The 16,971-nt window shown below is 60.6% G+C and carries 17 protein-coding genes; 14 read left to right on the forward strand and 3 right to left on the reverse strand.

Annotated elements, in window-relative coordinates; all coding sequences use genetic code 11:
- The first annotated feature begins 131 nt into the window (after nt 1-131).
- The 5 genes from EN807_RS18340 to EN807_RS18365 all read left to right on the forward strand — a co-directional run bounded on the left by EN807_RS18340 (nt 132) and on the right by EN807_RS18365 (nt 3,906).
- Nucleotides 132-563 carry a hypothetical protein gene (locus EN807_RS18340; protein ID WP_135936130.1) on the forward strand — a complete coding sequence of 144 codons (432 nt, stop codon included), beginning with the start codon at nt 132-134 and terminating at the stop codon, nt 561-563.
- Between the two features lie 553 nt (nt 564-1,116).
- Nucleotides 1,117-1,323 carry a sugar phosphorylase gene (locus tag EN807_RS18350; RefSeq protein WP_135936131.1) on the forward strand — a complete coding sequence of 69 codons (207 nt, stop codon included), beginning with the start codon at nt 1,117-1,119 and terminating at the stop codon, nt 1,321-1,323.
- A 117-nt stretch (nt 1,324-1,440) separates the two neighbouring features.
- Nucleotides 1,441-2,793 carry a Do family serine endopeptidase gene (locus EN807_RS18355; protein ID WP_246684202.1) on the forward strand — a complete coding sequence of 451 codons (1,353 nt, stop codon included), beginning with the start codon at nt 1,441-1,443 and terminating at the stop codon, nt 2,791-2,793.
- 158 nt (nt 2,794-2,951) lie between these two features.
- Nucleotides 2,952-3,389, forward strand: a complete 438-nt coding sequence (locus EN807_RS18360) for a DUF2267 domain-containing protein (protein ID WP_135936133.1) — start codon at nt 2,952-2,954, stop codon at nt 3,387-3,389.
- 52 nt (nt 3,390-3,441) lie between these two features.
- The gene (locus EN807_RS18365) at nt 3,442-3,906 is read left to right on the forward strand and encodes a YbhB/YbcL family Raf kinase inhibitor-like protein (protein ID WP_135936134.1); all 465 of its coding nucleotides are present in this window, start codon (nt 3,442-3,444) and stop codon (nt 3,904-3,906) included.
- 29 nt (nt 3,907-3,935) lie between these two features.
- Here the strand turns inward: EN807_RS18365 and EN807_RS18370 are convergent, their stop codons facing one another.
- Nucleotides 3,936-5,411, reverse strand: coding sequence for an FAD-dependent oxidoreductase (locus EN807_RS18370; RefSeq protein WP_135936135.1), 1,476 nt, complete (start codon nt 5,409-5,411; stop codon nt 3,936-3,938).
- Nucleotides 5,412-5,660: 249 nt separating this feature from the next.
- On the opposite strand from EN807_RS18370, the gene EN807_RS18375 reads away from it, so the two are divergent.
- Nucleotides 5,661-6,305: a hypothetical protein gene (locus EN807_RS18375; protein WP_135936136.1), complete on the forward strand. Its 645-nt coding sequence runs from the start codon at nt 5,661-5,663 to the stop codon at nt 6,303-6,305.
- A 114-nt stretch (nt 6,306-6,419) separates the two neighbouring features.
- Here EN807_RS18375 and EN807_RS18380 read toward each other — a convergent pair whose 3' ends face one another.
- On the reverse strand, nt 6,420-7,478 hold the full coding sequence (locus EN807_RS18380) for a LacI family DNA-binding transcriptional regulator (RefSeq protein WP_135936137.1): 1,059 nt from the start codon (nt 7,476-7,478) through the stop codon (nt 6,420-6,422).
- Nucleotides 7,479-7,687: 209 nt separating this feature from the next.
- On the opposite strand from EN807_RS18380, the gene EN807_RS18385 reads away from it, so the two are divergent.
- The 7 genes from EN807_RS18385 to EN807_RS18415 all read left to right on the forward strand — a co-directional run bounded on the left by EN807_RS18385 (nt 7,688) and on the right by EN807_RS18415 (nt 15,275).
- Nucleotides 7,688-8,677 carry an autoinducer 2 ABC transporter substrate-binding protein gene (locus EN807_RS18385; protein ID WP_135936138.1) on the forward strand — a complete coding sequence of 330 codons (990 nt, stop codon included), beginning with the start codon at nt 7,688-7,690 and terminating at the stop codon, nt 8,675-8,677.
- A gap of 89 nt (nt 8,678-8,766) precedes the next feature.
- Nucleotides 8,767-10,281, forward strand: coding sequence for a sugar ABC transporter ATP-binding protein (locus EN807_RS18390; protein ID WP_135936139.1), 1,515 nt, complete (start codon nt 8,767-8,769; stop codon nt 10,279-10,281).
- A complete protein-coding gene (locus tag EN807_RS18395) occupies nt 10,274-11,275 on the forward strand; it encodes an ABC transporter permease (RefSeq protein ID WP_127313700.1) in 1,002 nt (333 codons plus the stop codon). Before EN807_RS18390 ends, EN807_RS18395 begins: the two co-directional genes overlap by 8 nt.
- On the forward strand, nt 11,272-12,267 hold the full coding sequence (locus EN807_RS18400) for an ABC transporter permease (RefSeq protein WP_135936140.1): 996 nt from the start codon (nt 11,272-11,274) through the stop codon (nt 12,265-12,267). Before EN807_RS18395 ends, EN807_RS18400 begins: the two co-directional genes overlap by 4 nt.
- Nucleotides 12,268-12,272: 5 nt before the next feature.
- Nucleotides 12,273-13,121 (forward strand): sugar phosphate isomerase/epimerase family protein, encoded by an 849-nt coding sequence (locus tag EN807_RS18405; RefSeq protein ID WP_135936141.1) that lies wholly within the window; start codon nt 12,273-12,275, stop codon nt 13,119-13,121.
- A 4-nt stretch (nt 13,122-13,125) separates the two neighbouring features.
- Nucleotides 13,126-14,586: an FGGY family carbohydrate kinase gene (locus EN807_RS18410; RefSeq protein ID WP_135936142.1), complete on the forward strand. Its 1,461-nt coding sequence runs from the start codon at nt 13,126-13,128 to the stop codon at nt 14,584-14,586.
- Nucleotides 14,583-15,275, forward strand: coding sequence for a class II aldolase/adducin family protein (locus tag EN807_RS18415; RefSeq protein ID WP_135936143.1), 693 nt, complete (start codon nt 14,583-14,585; stop codon nt 15,273-15,275). Before EN807_RS18410 ends, EN807_RS18415 begins: the two co-directional genes overlap by 4 nt.
- A 91-nt stretch (nt 15,276-15,366) precedes the next feature.
- Here the strand turns inward: EN807_RS18415 and EN807_RS18420 are convergent, their stop codons facing one another.
- Nucleotides 15,367-15,840 (reverse strand): phosphatidylglycerophosphatase A, encoded by a 474-nt coding sequence (locus EN807_RS18420; protein ID WP_135936144.1) that lies wholly within the window; start codon nt 15,838-15,840, stop codon nt 15,367-15,369.
- 362 nt (nt 15,841-16,202) lie between these two features.
- On the opposite strand from EN807_RS18420, the gene EN807_RS18425 reads away from it, so the two are divergent.
- Nucleotides 16,203-16,829 (forward strand): CDP-alcohol phosphatidyltransferase family protein, encoded by a 627-nt coding sequence (locus tag EN807_RS18425; protein ID WP_135936145.1) that lies wholly within the window; start codon nt 16,203-16,205, stop codon nt 16,827-16,829.
- Nucleotides 16,830-16,971 lie beyond the last annotated feature (142 nt).

Below are 16,971 nucleotides of genomic sequence, written 5' to 3' on the forward strand. Positions count from 1 at the left end.
AGAAGGTTCCTGATACGAACCCTGCGAGGGGCAAACTCCTAACATTGCCAATTCCGGCCTTGTCGGCGCGTCGCAGCGCAATAATCTTCTGTGAGGGCGTGGGCGCTTCGACCTATTGAAAGGAGCCGACCATGAAACACCAAACATTCGACCAACTGCAGACAATTGCAACAGTTGAGCCTTCGGCGACATACCCGACCATGTCTCGGACGCAGCGGATCGAGCGTTGGGCAAAGCTTCTCGATCAAAATCCACGGCGTTGCCTCGGGGCGCTTTCAGGCACCGAATATCTCAGTCCTGAAGCCCGTGCCGTAGCGCGTGGCGCGGGGTCGCCGATCACCGTTGCCTATGAGGATCCGGTGCTGCGCGCCATGGGTCTGAAAGATGACACCTACGGCGAGGCAAAGCGCTTCTTCGAGCTGAGTGACTGGCAGTTGCACAACATCGTCTGTCACTGCCACGTCGGTGCTACGATGCAAGCGCGATGGGCTGCCGCCAGAGTTCGCCGGACAATTACCGGCAACAGACTTCTGGCTTGGCTGAGGGCAAGGTTTGTGCATTGAGGCCAGCGCAGAACGGTGACGACAAGTCTTGATCGTTTTCGTTAGCGACTGGCCGCCAGATGTTGGTGGCATTGCCGGCAACGCAGTGGAGGGTGGAGCCGACGCCCTGCTTTCAGAGCGGCCGGGTGAAGATTTCATGCTCGCCCGGTCGGGCTCTTTGTCGGCGAGCGTGGCGACCGTATAGAGAAGCAATTCGAGCGCCCTCTTAAGGGAACAAGGCCCCCCTCATACGGTCCATGCTGTAATGCCGGCAAGCGGCACGGTGGCGGCTTCCACAAGGCTTAGACGTCCGGTTTTGCTGACGCTTCCGTCGCCTTGACCACGACGTATTCGGCGTTACCGCCGCGGTCATTGCCAAGCATGGCAAACATCGAATCGCCCTTCTTCAAAGTATGGCATTCAAGGACCGTTCTCTCGGGCTCTACGAGAGACCCTTGCGCAGAGATCATCGTGTGAAATTCCCGCAATCTCGTCGGGGAACTTTTCTGGAGGGACATGGTTGGAATGTGCGGCCGAAAGAATCCGGGCGTGTAGCCGTGCCAAGGAGGTTCACATGAAGCTTCGCGAGTTGATGGACCAAGTGAAGGATCTGCCGCCGGATACCCTCGTCTGTGCCGCCGAGCTTGACGAGGCCTTTGCGGCCAACATTGCTGGCATAGAAACAGTAGAAAGTGCCCGGATTGAAAGCCGCAAGCCGGACGGCACCGAAGCTGTCGAACTCGCCAACGGGAGCGACAAGGTTGTCGTGATCCGCTGGTGAACCGCTGGCTCGTGCTGGAGCTGTCGCGTGCCTGATCACTGAACGCTGGAGCAGTCGCAGACCATGTTTCCGGTTTTGAACAAAAGACTTTGCGCCTGCCTGATCGCCGGAACTCTGATGCTCTCGGCCGGCGGCTTTGCTCCGCTCGCAGCCCAGGAAATCCCAAACGACTTCACGGGAATCGTGCGCGAGAAAATTCCGGCCGTGGTCGCAATAACCACCCGACAGATTATCCAAGACCAGGCGACGTTGAACGACCTTCTTAGTCCTTTCGATGGCCGCGGCCTGGGACCGGCTCAACCGCGGGTGCGAGAGGCTCTTGGCTCCGGCTTTGTGATCAGCCCCGATGGGTACATCGTCACCAACAACCATGTCGTTGCCGATGCAAGCGAAATTCGTGTCGTATTCTCCGACAAGGAGACGCTGCCTGCGCGGCTCGTCGGCCGCGATGCGGCAACCGACCTCGCGGTGCTGAAGATCGACCCACGGCCCAACATAACAACGACCGCCTGGGGTGACTCAGATGCAGTACAACCCGGCGCATGGACCATCGCGATCGGCAGTCCGTTCGGGCTCGGTGGGACCGTCACCGTCGGCGTGCTTTCGGCCCGTTCGCGCGACATCAATGCCGGTCCTTACGACGACTTTCTCCAGACCGACGCCTCAATCAATCGCGGCAATTCCGGCGGTCCCCTGTTCAATGCGCGCGGCGAAGTGATCGGGGTCAACACGGCTATCGTATCTCCCACGGGTGGCAGCATAGGGATTGGCTTTGCGGTACCATCCCGTACCGCCCGTAACGTCGTCGACCAGTTGATCCGCACCGGCAGGATCGAGCGCGGTTTCATCGGGGTGCGTCTCCAGGAGATCACGCCCTCGATTGCCGAGGCGCTTGGAATACCCGGCAGCAAGGGAGCGCTCGTGGCCTCGGTCGAGCCCGGCAGTCCGGCAGAGCAGGCGGGTATACAGGCGGGAGACGTGATTACGCGCTTTGACGGCAAGGACATCCAGAGCGTCCACGATCTGACGCTCGCGGTTGCGAGCCAAACGCCGGGAACAAAAACGACGCTCACAAGGAACCGCGCAGGCAGCCAACAGGAGATAGCTCTGACCATCGGACAGCGCGCCGATGAGGAGGGACAGACCGGCGCCGTTCCAAAGTCGGAAACGGCGGACCCGCGTCTGGGATTGTCGCTCAGCCCCATCCCGGATGAGGCGCGCCAGCAGCTCGGACTCCAGCCGGACACCACAGGCGTATTCGTGCAAGAAGTGGCTCCCAATAGCCTCGCCGCCGAAAACGGCTTTCAGCCTGGCGACGTGATCGTCTCGGCCAACAACCGGAATGTGACACAGCCGTCGGATATCCAAGAGGAGTGGGCGAAATCGCGCCAGCAGAACAGGCCCATATTGTTCCGCATCAACAGGCAAGGACAATCTGTTTTCGTCGCCGTGGTTATGGCCAAATCTTGACGGGCCAAATCTTGACGGGAGCACACTGAGCGAAAGCTTGGCCGGATGGATCACACGCCCTCGCGAGAGATGGCCTTTAAGCTTGGGGGACGGGAACAACAGCCGACCACAGTCGTTTCGTCTAATGAGTCATTCAAACCGTTGAACAGGAGGCTTCGATGAGCGCCACCGGACTCGACGTATTCGACAAGACGCTGCAGACCACAAACATCTGGCTCGACGAGATCATGGCCGAGATGGGACCGGATCGGCAGATCGCATGGCATGTTCTTGGAGCAGTGCTCCACGCGCTGCGGGACCGCATGCAGCCGGACCTTGCAGCCCACCTCGGCTCGCAGCTGCCGATCCTGGTGCGCGGCGCCTATTACGACCAGTATCAGCCTTCCAAGACGCCCGAGAAGTTGCGGTCGCTCGACGAGTTTCTGGCCAAAATCAAGGCGGAGCTGGAATTCACCCGACCGGTCGATTCCAAGGATGCATTCAGGGTCGTATCCAAGGTGCTCGCTCACCATGTGGGAGAAGGGCAGATGATCAAGGTTTGGGAATCCTTGCCCGCAGAAATCAGGCGCGTCGCGGAAGCTCAGCAAGCGGCGTGAATAGCGCCAGATTATCGTGAATCCGGCTGTAATGCTTGTTGGGGAAATGGAAATGCCACTCACCCTTATCAGCCCTGCGTTCCCTGCGGGCGGGAAAATCCCTGAAAGGTATACCCGCGACGGCCAGAACGTCTCGCCGCCGCTCAAGTGGTCCGGTGTTCCGGATGATGCCAAGAGCCTTGTTCTTGTCGTGCAGGATCCCGACGCGCCGAGCGGTATTTTCGGGCACTGGGCGGTGTTCAATATCCCGCCCGATGCCAGCGAGCTAGCCGAGGCGCAAGATGGCAAGCCAGGTCCGTCGGCACTTCGGCAAGGTACCAATGATTTCGGCAATGCCTATTACGACGGCCCACAGCCGCCGGTGGGACATGGCGTCCATCATTATCATTTCCGGCTGGCCGCGCTCGACGTGCCGAGCCTCAGTGTGCCGGGACAGGCGGGCGTGCAGTCTGTCTGGAATGAAGCCCGCAAGCATGCGCTGGAGCAGACTGAGCTGGTCGGAACCTACGCACGGTAACACCGGGTCGTGTCAGTCCGCCGCCTTTTTTACAGCGCGGCCGGGGCAAGCGGTTTTCGAGCCGGGCCATGGATGACCGAACCGTCGGCGGCGAAAATCGAGCCATGGCAGGGACAATCCCAGGTGTTGTCCGCGTTGTTCCAGGTCACGGTGCAGCCCTTATGGGTGCATGTCGCCGAAACCGGGTGGAGTACCCCTTCCGTGTCTCTCCACGCCGCGATCTTTTCGTCACCCCTGACGACCACACCGCCCATGCCGGGCACGATGTCGTCGAGGCTTGAGACAATCGATTGGCTGCGGCCATTCTTATGAAAGTCCTCGGGATAAGACCGCGCCGGATCATAGAGCTTTTGCCATGGGCTCGGCCGAGCGCAGATCAAATCCGCGATCATCATGCCTGCGGCCGTTCCGTTGGTGATGCCCCAGGCGTTGAATCCCGTGGCAATATGAAAACCGGAGGCTTTGTCCGGATCGGGTTCGCCGGCATACGGAACTCTATCGGCCGTATCATAGTCCTCGTTACACCAGCGCCACGCAACGTCCCCAACCGGAAGGCTCATTCTTGCCCATTGTTCCAGCTCGACGAACCGTTTCGCCACGTCGCCGTCCTGGCCTGTGTCGAATTTGGGGCCGAGCGCGACCAGCAGCGGGCCTTCGGCATCGCGGCCGGTGCGGATGGAATGCGTTGGATCGTCGATGCCGATGAAGATGCCGTCGACAGCGAGAGGGTCATTGATCCGAAACGCCATGGCAGTGTGGCAGCGCGGCTGGGTCCGGTTCGCCATACCGACGGGGCTCTTCACAGTCATGTTGGTGGCGACGACCACATGCTCGGCGTGAACGGTGCCGCTGTCGGTGACGACGCGCCAGCGGCTTGCCTCTCCGATCGAGATCGCGCGGCTGTTTTCGAAAATCCGTCCGCCACGGGCCGTCACCGCTTGAGCCAGACCAACCAGATACATCGCCGGATTGAACTGCGCCTGGTCTGAAAAACGCAGAGCGGCGGCCGTTTCGAAAGGGAGCGGCGCGCGCTCGAGACTATCGGCGTTCAGCCCAACTTGCCGCGCGGCCTCTGCCTCGGCCACGATCTCCGCGCGCCGGCTTGCATCACAGGTGTAGGTATAGGCGTCTTTGGCCTCGAGATCGCAGGGAATGCCATAGTAGCGAACCGATTCCCGGATCTGGACAGCGCCGGCGGAATTCGCATCGGCATAGGCTTGCGCCAGATCCCGGCCGAAGGTGTAGATGAGATGGTGGTAGATCAGCGCGTGCTGCGTCGTGATCTTGGCCGTCGAGCGGCCGGTCACCTGGCCGCCTGTCCGCAGGCCTTCGATGACGATCACCGACCGACCGGCCTCGCAAAGGCGAAGCGCCGTCGTGAGCCCGACAATCCCGGCGCCCACGACAACGGCCTCCGCATGGATCGAGCCCTCGAGCGGGGGATAGTTCGTAGCGGCGGCTGCCTCCACCCAACAGCTTCCCGGTTTTCCCGAAAGATTGGCCATTTCACCGGCATCCCATGCGTTTCGAGGCATCTCCATCGACAACCCGCGCCGACGCGAAAACGTTCCCGGATTTACGGCGCGCACCATCGGGTTGCCTGAGGCAGTTGTCGCAAGCCGCTTGGCATAGCCCAAAGAAGAGTTCGAGGTATAGGATGATCCGCATCCGATATTCTGGCGATAAACCAATTCGTACCTTGTTTTACCCTGTGCAATTGCGAACAATGGCATGGAGTGATTCGGAGCTTGTCTATGCACGCACTGCAAGCGGCCCTGGCTGCGGTGATCTTGAGCACTTCAGTCAGTTCTGGACTCGCCGATGACATTTCTCCCTTTATTTATTTTGCGACCCAAGACCCTTTCACAGACGGTCTGCCGACCAAGAATGATGTTTATGTCTTTGGTGGCGTGTTTGCGAGCGGGGCCTTCGGGGACACGATCAATGTTTTTGGTGCCGACTACACGGACAACTATATGATCGGAGCTGCATACGGTCGCGATCTCGTCGATATAGGCGCTGGTTTCGTTCTTGGTGGCGTCACCGGCGCGGCCATAAGATTTGGCCAGGACGACGATACGTCTGGCGAATTTTGGGCCGGAGCGCGACTTCGCCACCAAGGTCTTGTCATTGGTGATTTGGCGATTGCGCCCGCACTGACCGCTGGATTTAGTGCCGTTACAGGCCCTACCGAGATCGAGCGCGATCGCGAGATCCGCTACGATGGCGATGCATCATTCCTCGGCTTCGTTGGTGCGGAGCTTTCTTTCAGAGTCAGGCAAGCTCCCAATGTCGAACTTGTCTATCAGCTCCACCATAGATCCGGCGCCGACGGCACAATTGGCGATATGAAGGAGGGTTCTAATGCGAACGCTCTTGGAATCCGTTATCGCTTCTAAGCTCGGTGCTAATAGACCTTTTTCAGGCGACTGCGCGCCCACCTTGTTGGCTCACGGTGAGGACGGCGACACTCTCGTGAGGTCGGCGGGGTCGCCTATAGCGCCTATTCACCCTCAGGCTATATCCTTCAGAGTGTCCAGCGGCCCTTTCAGTGCAGACCTGGGCTGGATCAACTCTGGCGCAATCAGGAAGGTCTGCGGTGCCGTCGGCGGTTCATCCATCAGCTCGAATGCCTTCGTGATCATCGCCTCAACATTCTGCCGCACCATGATTACCGGGAAGGGCAGGAACGAGCCGAATGGATCATAGTCGTAGCAACCGACGACGAGCTCGCTGAACATTTCTGCCGGCCGGCCCGCCATGAAACGCAGCAGACCTTCCATATTGATCGACGAATTGATGAACAGCGCGCGCGGCAGCTTGCCATGTCGTTGGTAATACGCCTCGAAGGCGCGCAAAGTTATATCAGGCGAATACCCGGAGGACTGCACACCGTCATCAGGATCGGCGCCCAGCAGCGCCTTCTTGGTCGCATGGAAAGCGGCGATGCGTTCGCGGCTGGCGTGGTCGTTGCGGCCGCCAAACAGAAACAGCTCGTCCGGCCGCAGAGGATCGTCGTTGCCGAAGCGGCGGATGATTGCTTCCGTCAGCATGCGCGCGCCCTCATAATTATCGCTGATCACCGAATGCGCCTTCGCTCCCGGCAGGTCGATGTTGATATGCCTCAGCCCCGCCGGTTCGCAGACCTCGTGGACGCCGTCCGGGTCGGTGGCGCCGACGATGAAGAGCTGGTCGATTGAATAGGAGATCAGCGTCTCCGCGGTCCGCCGTTCCTCGTCCGGGTCGCGGCTGGCGCTAACCACTACCGGGCATTGACCGCGGCTGCGCACATGCCCCTCAAACGTCTGCGCCATGGAGGAGAAGTAGCGATTGTCGTGGACGGGCAGCATCAGGCCGACCAGGCCCGATCGCGAGCGTCGCAAGCCTCGCGCCTGCAGATTGGTGGTGTACTGGTGGAGTTCGGCGAGGCTGAGAATTGTTTGCGCCGTAGTTTCCTTGATGCGGCGCTTGCGCCAAGTGCCGTTCAGCACGGCGCTCACGGTCGACGGCGAACTGCCCGATAGCACGGACAGGTCATAGATCGTCGCCTTTTTCTTGACCCGCTGATCCATCTGGCCTCCCGCGCGTCTTTTTAGAGCAAATATCCCGCTTGACGAGAGCTTCTCGATGCATAATAGTTTCTGCACCATCGATTGTGCAAGCGGAAACCGGTGGATAATCGATGGGGAAGTGCCCGTGTTTTTCGGGGAGGTTTCTAACGGCCGCCGTCGTTCGACGCCTCGAGTGTGTTCCCACTAGGAACGTTATGGGAGGAGTACAGATGAAAAAGCTCATGATTGCGGCGCTTGCCGCGACCCTTATGCTTGGCGGATCATTCGCTGCGATGGCACAGCAGGCCGGCAAGGTCGGCGTCGTCGTAAAGATCGGCGGCATTCCGTGGTTCAACGCTATGGAGGCCGGTATCAAGGAGCGCGGCCAGAAGCTCGGCGTCGACGCATTCATGGTTGGCCCAACCAGCGCTGATCCGGCACTGCAAGTTCGCGCCATCGAGGATCTGATCGCCCAGGGCGTCAAGGTCATCGGCGTCGTGCCGAATGACGCGAAAGTGCTTGAGCCAGTGCTGCAGAAGGCCAAGGACGCCGGCATCATCGTCATCACGCATGAATCGCCTGGTCAGAAGGGCGCCGACTGGGACTTCGAACTCGCTTCCGCGACGGGCTTCGGCGAAGCTCATGCCAAGCTCCTGGCGGAAAAGATGGGCGGCAAGGGTGAGTATGCAGTCTTCGTCGGCTCGCTGACGGTGCCGCTGCACAATGCCTGGGCCGATGCTGCAATCGAGTATCTGAAGAAGAACAATCCCGACATGAAACTTGTCGGCGAACGTTATGGCGTCGCCGAGGATGTCGACAAGAGCCGCAGCACTGCGCTTGACCTTATTTCCGCCAATCCCGGCTTGAGGGGCTTCCTCGCCTTCGGCAGCCAGGGCCCGATCGGCGCTGGCCGCGCAATCGAAGAGCGGCGGAAGGTGGGGGAAATATTCGTGCTCGGCCCGTTCTCGCCAGGCCAGGGCCAGAAGCTCATCAAGAACGACGCGATCTCCGGTGGCTTCATGTGGAATCCGAAGCAGGCGGGCGAGGTTTTCGTCACGCTGGCCGACCATCTCATGAAGGGCAACGAGATCAAGGACGGCGATACGATCGAAGGGCTAGGGACAGTCAAGCCCGACTTCGAAAACCGTAACATCATCGTCGATCAGCTGGTCCCCATCAACAAGGATACTGTCGACGATCTCGCGGCGATGGGCCTGTAAAGCCTTCCAAGGCTACGGCAGCCGGGCCGGCGTCGAGCCGGCCCGGCTGCAGGATTTGTCAACGCGATTGGGTCCAGGGTTTCAACTCGATGGCTGATCAGGCACTCGATGGCGCCGCGTCACGGCCGCTGCTGTCGCTCCGCAACATCAACATGACGTTCGGCGGCGTGAAGGCGCTGAAGAATGTCAGCTTTGAGGTGCTGCCGGGCGAGGTGCATTGCCTCGCCGGCGAGAACGGCTCCGGCAAGAGCACGCTGATCAAGGTCATTACGGGCGTGTACAAGCCCGAGGCGGGCGCCGTGATCGACTATGATGGCCAGAGCTACTCCCATATGTCGCCGGTTACGGCGCAGGCCGGCGGGATTCAGGTCATCTGGCAGGACCTCGCCCTGTTTCCCGAGATGACTGTCGCCGAGAACATCGCGTTCCAGACTGTCATCGGCCGCTGGCCGCGGCTGGTGAACTATGCCGAAATGCGCCGTGTCGCGACCAACGCCCTGCAACGTCTTGGTGTTACCCTCGATGTCGATTTAGCACTCCACCATTTTCCCATCGCACAACGGCAGATCGTAGCAATCGCGCGCGCCCTCGTCGGCGAGGCGAAGCTCGTCTTCATGGACGAGCCGACGGCGTCGCTCACCCAATCCGAAACCGACTATCTGCTGGACATCGTGCGCAATCTGTCGGCGTCGGGCGTCGCCGTTGTGTTCGTCAGTCATCGCTTGGCGGAGGTTCTTGAAATCTCCAGCCGCGTCACCGTGCTGCGCGACGGCTCCCTGGTAGGCGTCTATCCAACCAAAGGCCTGACCCAATCGCGCATCACCGAGCTGATGACGGGCAAGACCTTCGACTATTCCGTCCTGCATCGGGATTTGAGCAAGAGCCCGGTCATGCTTGAGGTTAAGGGGCTTTCGCGGCCCGGCGAATTCCAGGATGTGTCCTTGGCGGTCCGGCGCGGCGAGACGCTCGGCATCACCGGGTTGCTCGGGGCAGGGCGCACCGAGCTGGCGCTGACATTGTTTGGCATGCGCAAGCCGAAATCGGGCTCTGTCGTCCTTGATGGCAAACCCGTTCGCTTCGGTTCAAACCGTGACGCGATCGCCGCCGGCGTCGCCTATCTTTCGGAAGACCGGCTGTCGCTCGGCCTCATTCAGCCCCAGGCAATCGCCGACAACATGGTCATCGCCTCGCTAGACAAGATCCTTTCGGGCGGTTTCATTTCGAGCGATCGCAAGCGATCTCTGGTCAATCGCTGGATAAGGGATCTCGGCGTCAGGATCGGAAAGCAGGACGACGCGATCTCGACCCTGTCAGGGGGAAATCAGCAACGTGTCGCCATTGCAAAATGGCTGGCGACCGATCCGAAGCTGCTTATCCTCGACGCACCGACAGTCGGCGTCGATGTCGGCGCGCGAGCCGGCATTTTCGACATTGTTTCCAAGCTCGCAGACAGCGGCCTGGCCATTATCCTGATCTCGGACGAGGTGCCTGAAGTCTATTTTAACGCGGACCGTGTGCTGCACATGGCTCAGGGGCGCATTGTCGGCGAATATGCACCGGGCGCTACGACCCTCCAGGCGATCGAGGAGGCGGTCTATGCGTAGGTTTGTCCGCTCCCACGCAACGGAACTGGCTTTGCTCGCCGTTATCGCAGTCATCTGCGTCTTCCTTTCGTTCGCCACAGACCGGTTCTTCACCCTCGGCAACGCGTTTGACCTTCTGAACACCAGCTCGGTCAACATCATTTTCGCCGTCGGCCTGCTCGTCGTGCTGGTCGCTGGCGGCATTGACATTTCCTTCGCGGTTGCTGCCTCCGTTGTGCAATATCTGACGGCGACCGTCCTCGGCTGGGTCGGCGGCGGCAATTGGATTATCGGCGTCATCATCGCTGGCGCATTGGGCGTCGCGTTGGGCTGCATCAACGCCTTCCTGATCCACGGGTTCAGAATCATTTCGATCGTCGCCACGATCTCGACATTCAACATTTTCTTCGGCTTGCTGATGTTCTTCACAGGCGGCGTGTCGATCTACAATCTTCCGGACTGGCTCACCAACCGTGTCGTGCTGTTCGAGCGAGAGATGGCTGACGGCAGCTGGGCGGAAATCACCCTACCTGTGCTCATTATGGCCGTCTGCGTGTTCGCTACCTGGACATTGATCACGCGCACCACCACTGGGCGCCAGCTCTACGCATTTGGCGACAATCCGGAGGGCGCGCGCCGCTTCGGCATCAATATTGGTGCCATGCAATTTATCGCCTTCGGTTGGCTGGGCCTGATGGCGGGCATCGCCGGTCTCGTCCAAGCGCATTACGCACAGGAAGTCGTGCCGAACGCCCTTTATGGGCGCGAACTCGACGTCCTGGCAGCCGTAGTCCTTGGCGGTGCGCGGCTCGGCGGCGGCAAAGGCAGCGTGCTCGGCTGCATTCTGGGCGTTCTGTTGGTCTCGATCACCCAAAACGGACTCAATTTGATGGGTGTATCGCCTTTCGCGTTCAAGATGATCGTCGGCGCCATTATTCTTGCCGCCATCACCCTGTCGAACACCAGCATCGAACGCCTGCTGCCGTTCCTGAAAAGCCGGCGGGTGCCTTCATGACGGTTTTGATTGAACGCGCCCGCAACGCGCTCGGCCCCGAACTGGCAGGCCCGCTCGCCGCGTTCGTAGCGGTCATGGTCGTGTTCGGCTTTGCCGCGCCGAACTTCTTTTCCCGTGCCACCTTTGGATCGGTCGCCTTCCAGCTGCCGGAACTCGGCCTCCTCACGCTTGCCATGCTGCTGCCGATCCTGACCGGCGGCTTGAACCTGGCCATCACCTTCACGGCCAACATGGCCGGCCTGACGCTGGCTTGGGTACTGCAAAGCCAGGGAGGGGTCGACGCAGGCATCGGCGCCTTTGTCCTTGGCTCGGTCCTTGCCATCGCGGTCGGAGCACTGAGTGGGCTGATCATGGGGCTCGTCATCGCCTACACCAAGGCTCACCCGATCCTGGTCTCGCTGTCGATGATGATCTTCCTGCGCGGTCTCGGCGAATTCCTGACGCGCGGCGGCGACGTGTCCGGCATTCCCGGCTTCTTCGCGGCGATCGGCTACGGTTCGATCTTTGGCATCCCGGTACCGTTGCTCATCTTCATCGCCTGCGTGCTGATCTGGCATGTCTTGCTGACGCGCATGAAGCTAGGATTCAACACCTACATGATCGGCTCCAATGTCGAGGCCACGCGCTATTCCGGTATCAATACGCGCAAGGTGCAGGTTCTCGTCTACACATTGTCCGGCGCGATGTGCGCGGTCGCCGGCATCATCATGCTGGCGCGCTTCAATTCGGTGCGTGTCGGCCACGGCGAGTCTTACCTGCTGATCACCGTGCTTGCCTGCTTTCTCGGCGGCGTCAATCCGTTCGGCGGCTTCGGTCGAGTGATCCCGGTCTTCGTTGCGCTGGTCGTGCTCCAGCTTCTGTCCTCGGGACTCAATCTGATGGGCGCAAACCAGCATCTTGCGACGGCGGTCTGGGGTATTTTGATGATCACGGTGATGATCCTGCGCTGGCTTGCCGGGCGCCTCAAATTCCTAAACACAAACAGAGGATGAGTTAGATGCATGGTTTTGGGGTCCACACCTCGATGTGGACGATGAACTGGGACCGGGCCGGCGCGGAGAAGGCGATCGCGGCTTCGGTCAAATACGGGATGGACTTTATCGAGATCGCGCTACTGAACGCGCCGGCGGTCGATGCCGCGCATACACGCGCCTTGCTCGAAAAGCACAATCTTCCTGCCGTTTGCTCGCTCGGCCTGCCGGAGCGCGCCTGGGCCTCGGTGCGGCCGGATGCCGCCATCGAACATCTCGAAGAGGCCATCGACAAGTCGGCGGAAATGGGCGCGCTGGCGCTTTCCGGCGTGATTTTCGGCGGTATCGGCGAACGCACCGGCGTGCCACCGACCGAGAAGGAATACGACAACATCGCGCATGTGCTGACCGTCGCCGCCAAGCACGCCAAGAAGCGCGGCATCGAACTCGGAATCGAGGCCGTGAACCGCTACGAGAACCATTTGATCAACACCGGCGCGCAGGCCGCCTGGATGGTCGAGAAAATCGGGGCCGACAACATCTTTGTTCATCTCGACACCTACCATATGAACATCGAGGAGAAGGGGGCAGCCAATGGCATTCTGGCCGCCCGCGATCACCTGAAGTACATCCACTTGTCCGAGAGCGATCGCGGCACACCAGGCACTGGCAACTGCCCCTGGGACGAGATTTACGCAACGCTGGCGGCGATCGGTTTCAAGGGCGGACTTGCCATGGAAAGCTTCATCAACATGCCGCCGGAAGTCTCCTACGGTCTCTCGGTCTGGCGCCCGGTCGCGAAGGATGAGGCCGAGGTGATGGGCAATGGCTTGCCGTTCCTGCGCAACAAGGCTCGCCAATATGGTTTGATCTGACACGATGGGTGACGGGCAGAAGGCGGACGGCGCGAGGATCGCCGTCTTCGATGTCGGGAAGACCAATATCAAGCTCTCCGCGATGACGCTCGACGGCGTGCTCGTGGAGAGCCTCTCTGTCCACAACGAAGTGCGGTCCGGTCCACCTTGGCGGCAGCACGATCTCAAGGGCATTAGCGACTGGCTGTTCGGCTCGCTTGCCAGCTTGTGCCGTCATCATCCGCTGGAAAAGGTGGTCGGCACCGGACATGGCTCCGCGGGAGTTCTGGTGAACGCAGATCCCGACGAGACGTCCGCCCTGCCGATGATTGACTACGAGCAGGATCTGCCGCCCGCAATTCGCGATGGCTACGCGCCGCTTTCGGGCGATTTCTTCGATCGCGGCAGCGCGATCATGCTAAAGGCCGCCCACCAGGCGCGCCAGCTGTACTGGATGCAGCAGGTTGATGCGGAGCGCGTCGCTCAGGCTCGCTGGTATCTGGGCTTGCCGCAATATTGGGCCTGGCGGCTGTCAGGCGTGCCATCGGCCGAAACGACGATCCTCTCGGCGCAATCGCATCTATGGAACAATGTGCGCAAGCAGTGGTCGCCCATTGTCGCGGGGCAGGGATGGCAGCGCCTCATGCCACCATTCCATCCGGCCTGGGGGACGTTAGGACCAATCCGGCACGATCTGGCGCGCCGGCACGGCATACCGGAAAAGCTGTCTGTCCTGACCGGCGGCCACGACAGCAGCCTGAACCTCTACCGCTACCAGGCGGCAGGCATGCGCGACGCCTGCGTGATCTCTACCGGAACCTGGATTGTCGGAATGTGCGCGGCGACACCTCTCGACCAACTCGATGAAAACCGCGGAATGGTGCTGAACAGCGACGTGACGGGACGCCCGGTCGGCGGCGTTTTGACCATGGGCGGACGAGAGTTCAGTCATGTGGCAGGACAGGGGCAAGAAGAAACTGCGGCCGACGCTGCGCTGGTCAGCTTGTTGATTGAGCGCGGCACATTCGCCTTGCCGTCGTTCGGCGACGATGACGGCCTGTTTCCCGGCAGCGCTGGGCGCGGTCGGTTTGAAGGGCCGCCTGCAGAAACCCCTGCCGAGCGCAAGGCACTCGCAGTGCTCTATGCCGCGCTGCTGACGACCGACTGTATCGATGAGCTGAACGAAGACGGGCTGGTTGCATTGGATGGCACCTTCCTGAGGGATCCGCTCTACGCCACGCTGGTTGCCGCGCTGCGGCCAAACGCCGAAACGGTCTACAACCTCGACGCCTATGGCACCGCTTCGGGTGCGGCGTTACTTGGCGAACATGAAACTCGTGACACGCCGGCTCCCATCGCACTCAGCCGGCCGACCGCCTTTGCCGGCGACCGTGAAGCGCTCGCAGCCTATGCACAGCGGTGGCGCGAACTGGCGAAGCGAAACAACTTGCAACAGGGCAAGACCAGCAAAAGGAACGATCGATGACCGATGACAGCGCTCTGCGCCGCGAGATGGTGGATGTTTGCCGCCGGATGAACTCCAGCGGTATCAACCAGGGCAATGCCGGCAACCTGTCGCTGCGCTGCAGCGACGGTTTCCTGATCACGCCCTCGTCGCTGCCCTACGAAACGATGAGGCCCGAAGACATCGTCGAGATGGGCTTTGACGGCACCTATGTCGGCCGACGGCCCTCCTCGGAGTGGCGCTTCCACCGTGACATTTTGAGGGAGCGGCAGGAGATCAACGTCGTGCTGCATTGCCACTCGCTCTACGCCACGACGCTGGCCTGCCATCACAAGACGATCCCGAGCTTCCACTATATGACAGGAGTGGCTGGCGGTACGACGATCCGCTGCGCGGAATACGCAACCTTTGGCACGCAGGCCTTGTCCGACAATGCCTTGGTTGCACTCAAGGATCGCTTCGCCTGCTTGCTCGGCCAGCACGGCCAAATTTCGCTCGGCAAGACCATGGAAGCGGCGTTGTGGCTGGCGAACGAGGTCGAAACCCTTTCGCGCATGTATGTCCAGGCGCTTACACTTGGAGAGCCGCCGGTCCTTGCCGACGAGGAGATGGCGCGGGTGATCGAGCAGATGAAGAAGATGAGCTATGGCCAAGCGCCGGATCCGGAGGGAACGAACGATTTGGCACGGCCGCGCGACGCTGCGGTCTAGCGCTGCTCCGGCAGATTTTGGTGGAGAGAGGTCTGTTTTTCCCGGTGGCCGCAACAAGCTCGACAGTGGCAGGTGAAGACTGAGATGTCCCTTACGGCAAACGTTGAATCAAATCGTTCAGCAAAAGCAGCAACGCGCAGGCAAAGACAGCCGCAGCCGCATCGTCCAGCATGATGCCGAGTCCGCCCCCTACCTTCTCATGCACGATGCCGATGGGCCAAGGCTTGGCCACGTCGAAAAACCGGAAAGCAAGGAAACCTGCTGCCCACCAAACCGGGTCGAGCGGCAGCATGGAAAGCGTTGCGGCGGTGCCGAAGGTCTCGTCAATGACGACGATCTGCGGATCCTCCGTCCCGGTACGGGAGACGACATGCGACGACGCCCATACTCCCACGGCGAATACGGCCATGTAGGCAACCACGATCAGCCAAGGCGATGCAGGTATCAGCATCGCGGCAAGAACCACTCCAACAGCCGCGCCGGCCGTGCCCGGCCATAACGGAGATAATCCTGCGCCGGCAGAGGTCGCGAGCAGGTAAGCAAACTCAGGCAGCAATTTACGCATGGAGGTTCGGGCGACTTCCCCGTGAATTGTAAATAGGCATTATAGTCACATCTTTCGGGTTACTGCCGGTAGACTGCCAGTCGATGTGCGGCGGCAGACGCGACGGGCATTGCAGAAACTTCGCAACAACATCGGACGGTTATCGCAGCGACCGGAGTTTTTGTGTTTCGCCGACAGCTTGACAGTTCTGTGGCTACCTTAATCCATTGGCCGCATTCGCCAAAGAAACGCTGCTGGTTGAGCCGGGCCTGATCCGGTCTCGGCCGCGCTGATCACCTCGGTCGGCGCCGACGGACTGGAACGAACCCACAATTTGCCGGTTAAACTTCGCGGAACGACATCACCAGAGGAGCCAAGTCATCATGATCGCCGGTCTCATGAAACGTCGTATCGACCCGCTATGGGAGCACGCCGCTTCTCCGCTGATCGGGATCGGCATGACCCCGAACCAGGTTACAGCCTGCGGTCTGGTGCTCGTCGCCCTGTCCTGCGCCGCCTATCTGTACCACCAGTCAAGCCTTGCCTTTGGCGTTTGCCTCGCGTTGGCCTTCACCTTCGACGCGCTGGACGGTGCGGTCGCCCGTCGGAGACATATGAGCACCAAGGCCGGTGGCTATTTCGACGCCATGGCCGACCGTTATCAGGAACTTGCCGTGTTTGCGGCAATAGGCTGGGTCGCCGATCTGTGGGCGATCGCAATGATCGCATTCGCCGGCGGAATCCTCACCAGCTACGCCAAGGCGCGGACGGCGATCGAAATCCCCATAGAAAACCAGGCGTGGCCGGATTTCTTCGAACGGATGGAACGCCTGGTGTTCATTTGCGTGCTGTTAGTTGCCGATGGATTGGCGATCGCCATGGGCGCCGCTTGGCCTTGGATTCTCACGGGCGGGTTCGCGCTTTACGCACTGCTGGCAAACGCCACAGCTCTGCAACGGATCAATCGCGCATTTGCCATGCTCAAACGAGCGGACGCGAAGCAGCCGTGAGACGCGAAACCATACTGGTTTTGGGCGGCGGAAAACGCGCTGTCGCGGGCACGGTCGGGTTAAAAACAATCCTCCCGCGGCCTGCGCCATCTCTGGCCATAGCGAAGTTGCTGACCCTGTGGGCCAGATGTCCGCACCCTCA

It is taken from the genome of Mesorhizobium sp. M5C.F.Ca.ET.164.01.1.1, from assembly GCF_004792125.1.
Lineage (GTDB): Bacteria > Pseudomonadota > Alphaproteobacteria > Rhizobiales > Rhizobiaceae > Mesorhizobium > Mesorhizobium wenxiniae.

Bases quoted from the DNA above. Each gene is read 5' to 3' on its own strand.
- EN807_RS18415 (WP_135936143.1), top strand. From the start codon at position 14,583: ATGACCGATGACAGCGCTCTGCGCCGCGAGATGGTGGATGTTTGCCGC.
- EN807_RS18375 (WP_135936136.1), top strand. From the start codon at position 5,661: ATGCACGCACTGCAAGCGGCCCTGGCTGCGGTGATCTTGAGCACTTCA.
- EN807_RS18410 (WP_135936142.1), top strand. From the start codon at position 13,126: ATGGGTGACGGGCAGAAGGCGGACGGCGCGAGGATCGCCGTCTTCGAT.
- EN807_RS18395 (WP_127313700.1), top strand. From the start codon at position 10,274: ATGCGTAGGTTTGTCCGCTCCCACGCAACGGAACTGGCTTTGCTCGCC.
- EN807_RS18380 (WP_135936137.1), bottom strand. From the start codon at position 7,478: ATGGATCAGCGGGTCAAGAAAAAGGCGACGATCTATGACCTGTCCGTG.
- EN807_RS18390 (WP_135936139.1), top strand. From the start codon at position 8,767: ATGGCTGATCAGGCACTCGATGGCGCCGCGTCACGGCCGCTGCTGTCG.
- EN807_RS18360 (WP_135936133.1), top strand. From the start codon at position 2,952: ATGAGCGCCACCGGACTCGACGTATTCGACAAGACGCTGCAGACCACA.
- EN807_RS18350 (WP_135936131.1), top strand. From the start codon at position 1,117: ATGAAGCTTCGCGAGTTGATGGACCAAGTGAAGGATCTGCCGCCGGAT.
- EN807_RS18355 (WP_246684202.1), top strand. From the start codon at position 1,441: ATGCTCTCGGCCGGCGGCTTTGCTCCGCTCGCAGCCCAGGAAATCCCA.
- EN807_RS18385 (WP_135936138.1), top strand. From the start codon at position 7,688: ATGAAAAAGCTCATGATTGCGGCGCTTGCCGCGACCCTTATGCTTGGC.
- EN807_RS18420 (WP_135936144.1), bottom strand. From the start codon at position 15,840: ATGCGTAAATTGCTGCCTGAGTTTGCTTACCTGCTCGCGACCTCTGCC.
- EN807_RS18370 (WP_135936135.1), bottom strand. From the start codon at position 5,411: ATGGCCAATCTTTCGGGAAAACCGGGAAGCTGTTGGGTGGAGGCAGCC.
- EN807_RS18340 (WP_135936130.1), top strand. From the start codon at position 132: ATGAAACACCAAACATTCGACCAACTGCAGACAATTGCAACAGTTGAG.
- EN807_RS18400 (WP_135936140.1), top strand. From the start codon at position 11,272: ATGACGGTTTTGATTGAACGCGCCCGCAACGCGCTCGGCCCCGAACTG.
- EN807_RS18405 (WP_135936141.1), top strand. From the start codon at position 12,273: ATGCATGGTTTTGGGGTCCACACCTCGATGTGGACGATGAACTGGGAC.
- EN807_RS18425 (WP_135936145.1), top strand. From the start codon at position 16,203: ATGATCGCCGGTCTCATGAAACGTCGTATCGACCCGCTATGGGAGCAC.
- EN807_RS18365 (WP_135936134.1), top strand. From the start codon at position 3,442: ATGCCACTCACCCTTATCAGCCCTGCGTTCCCTGCGGGCGGGAAAATC.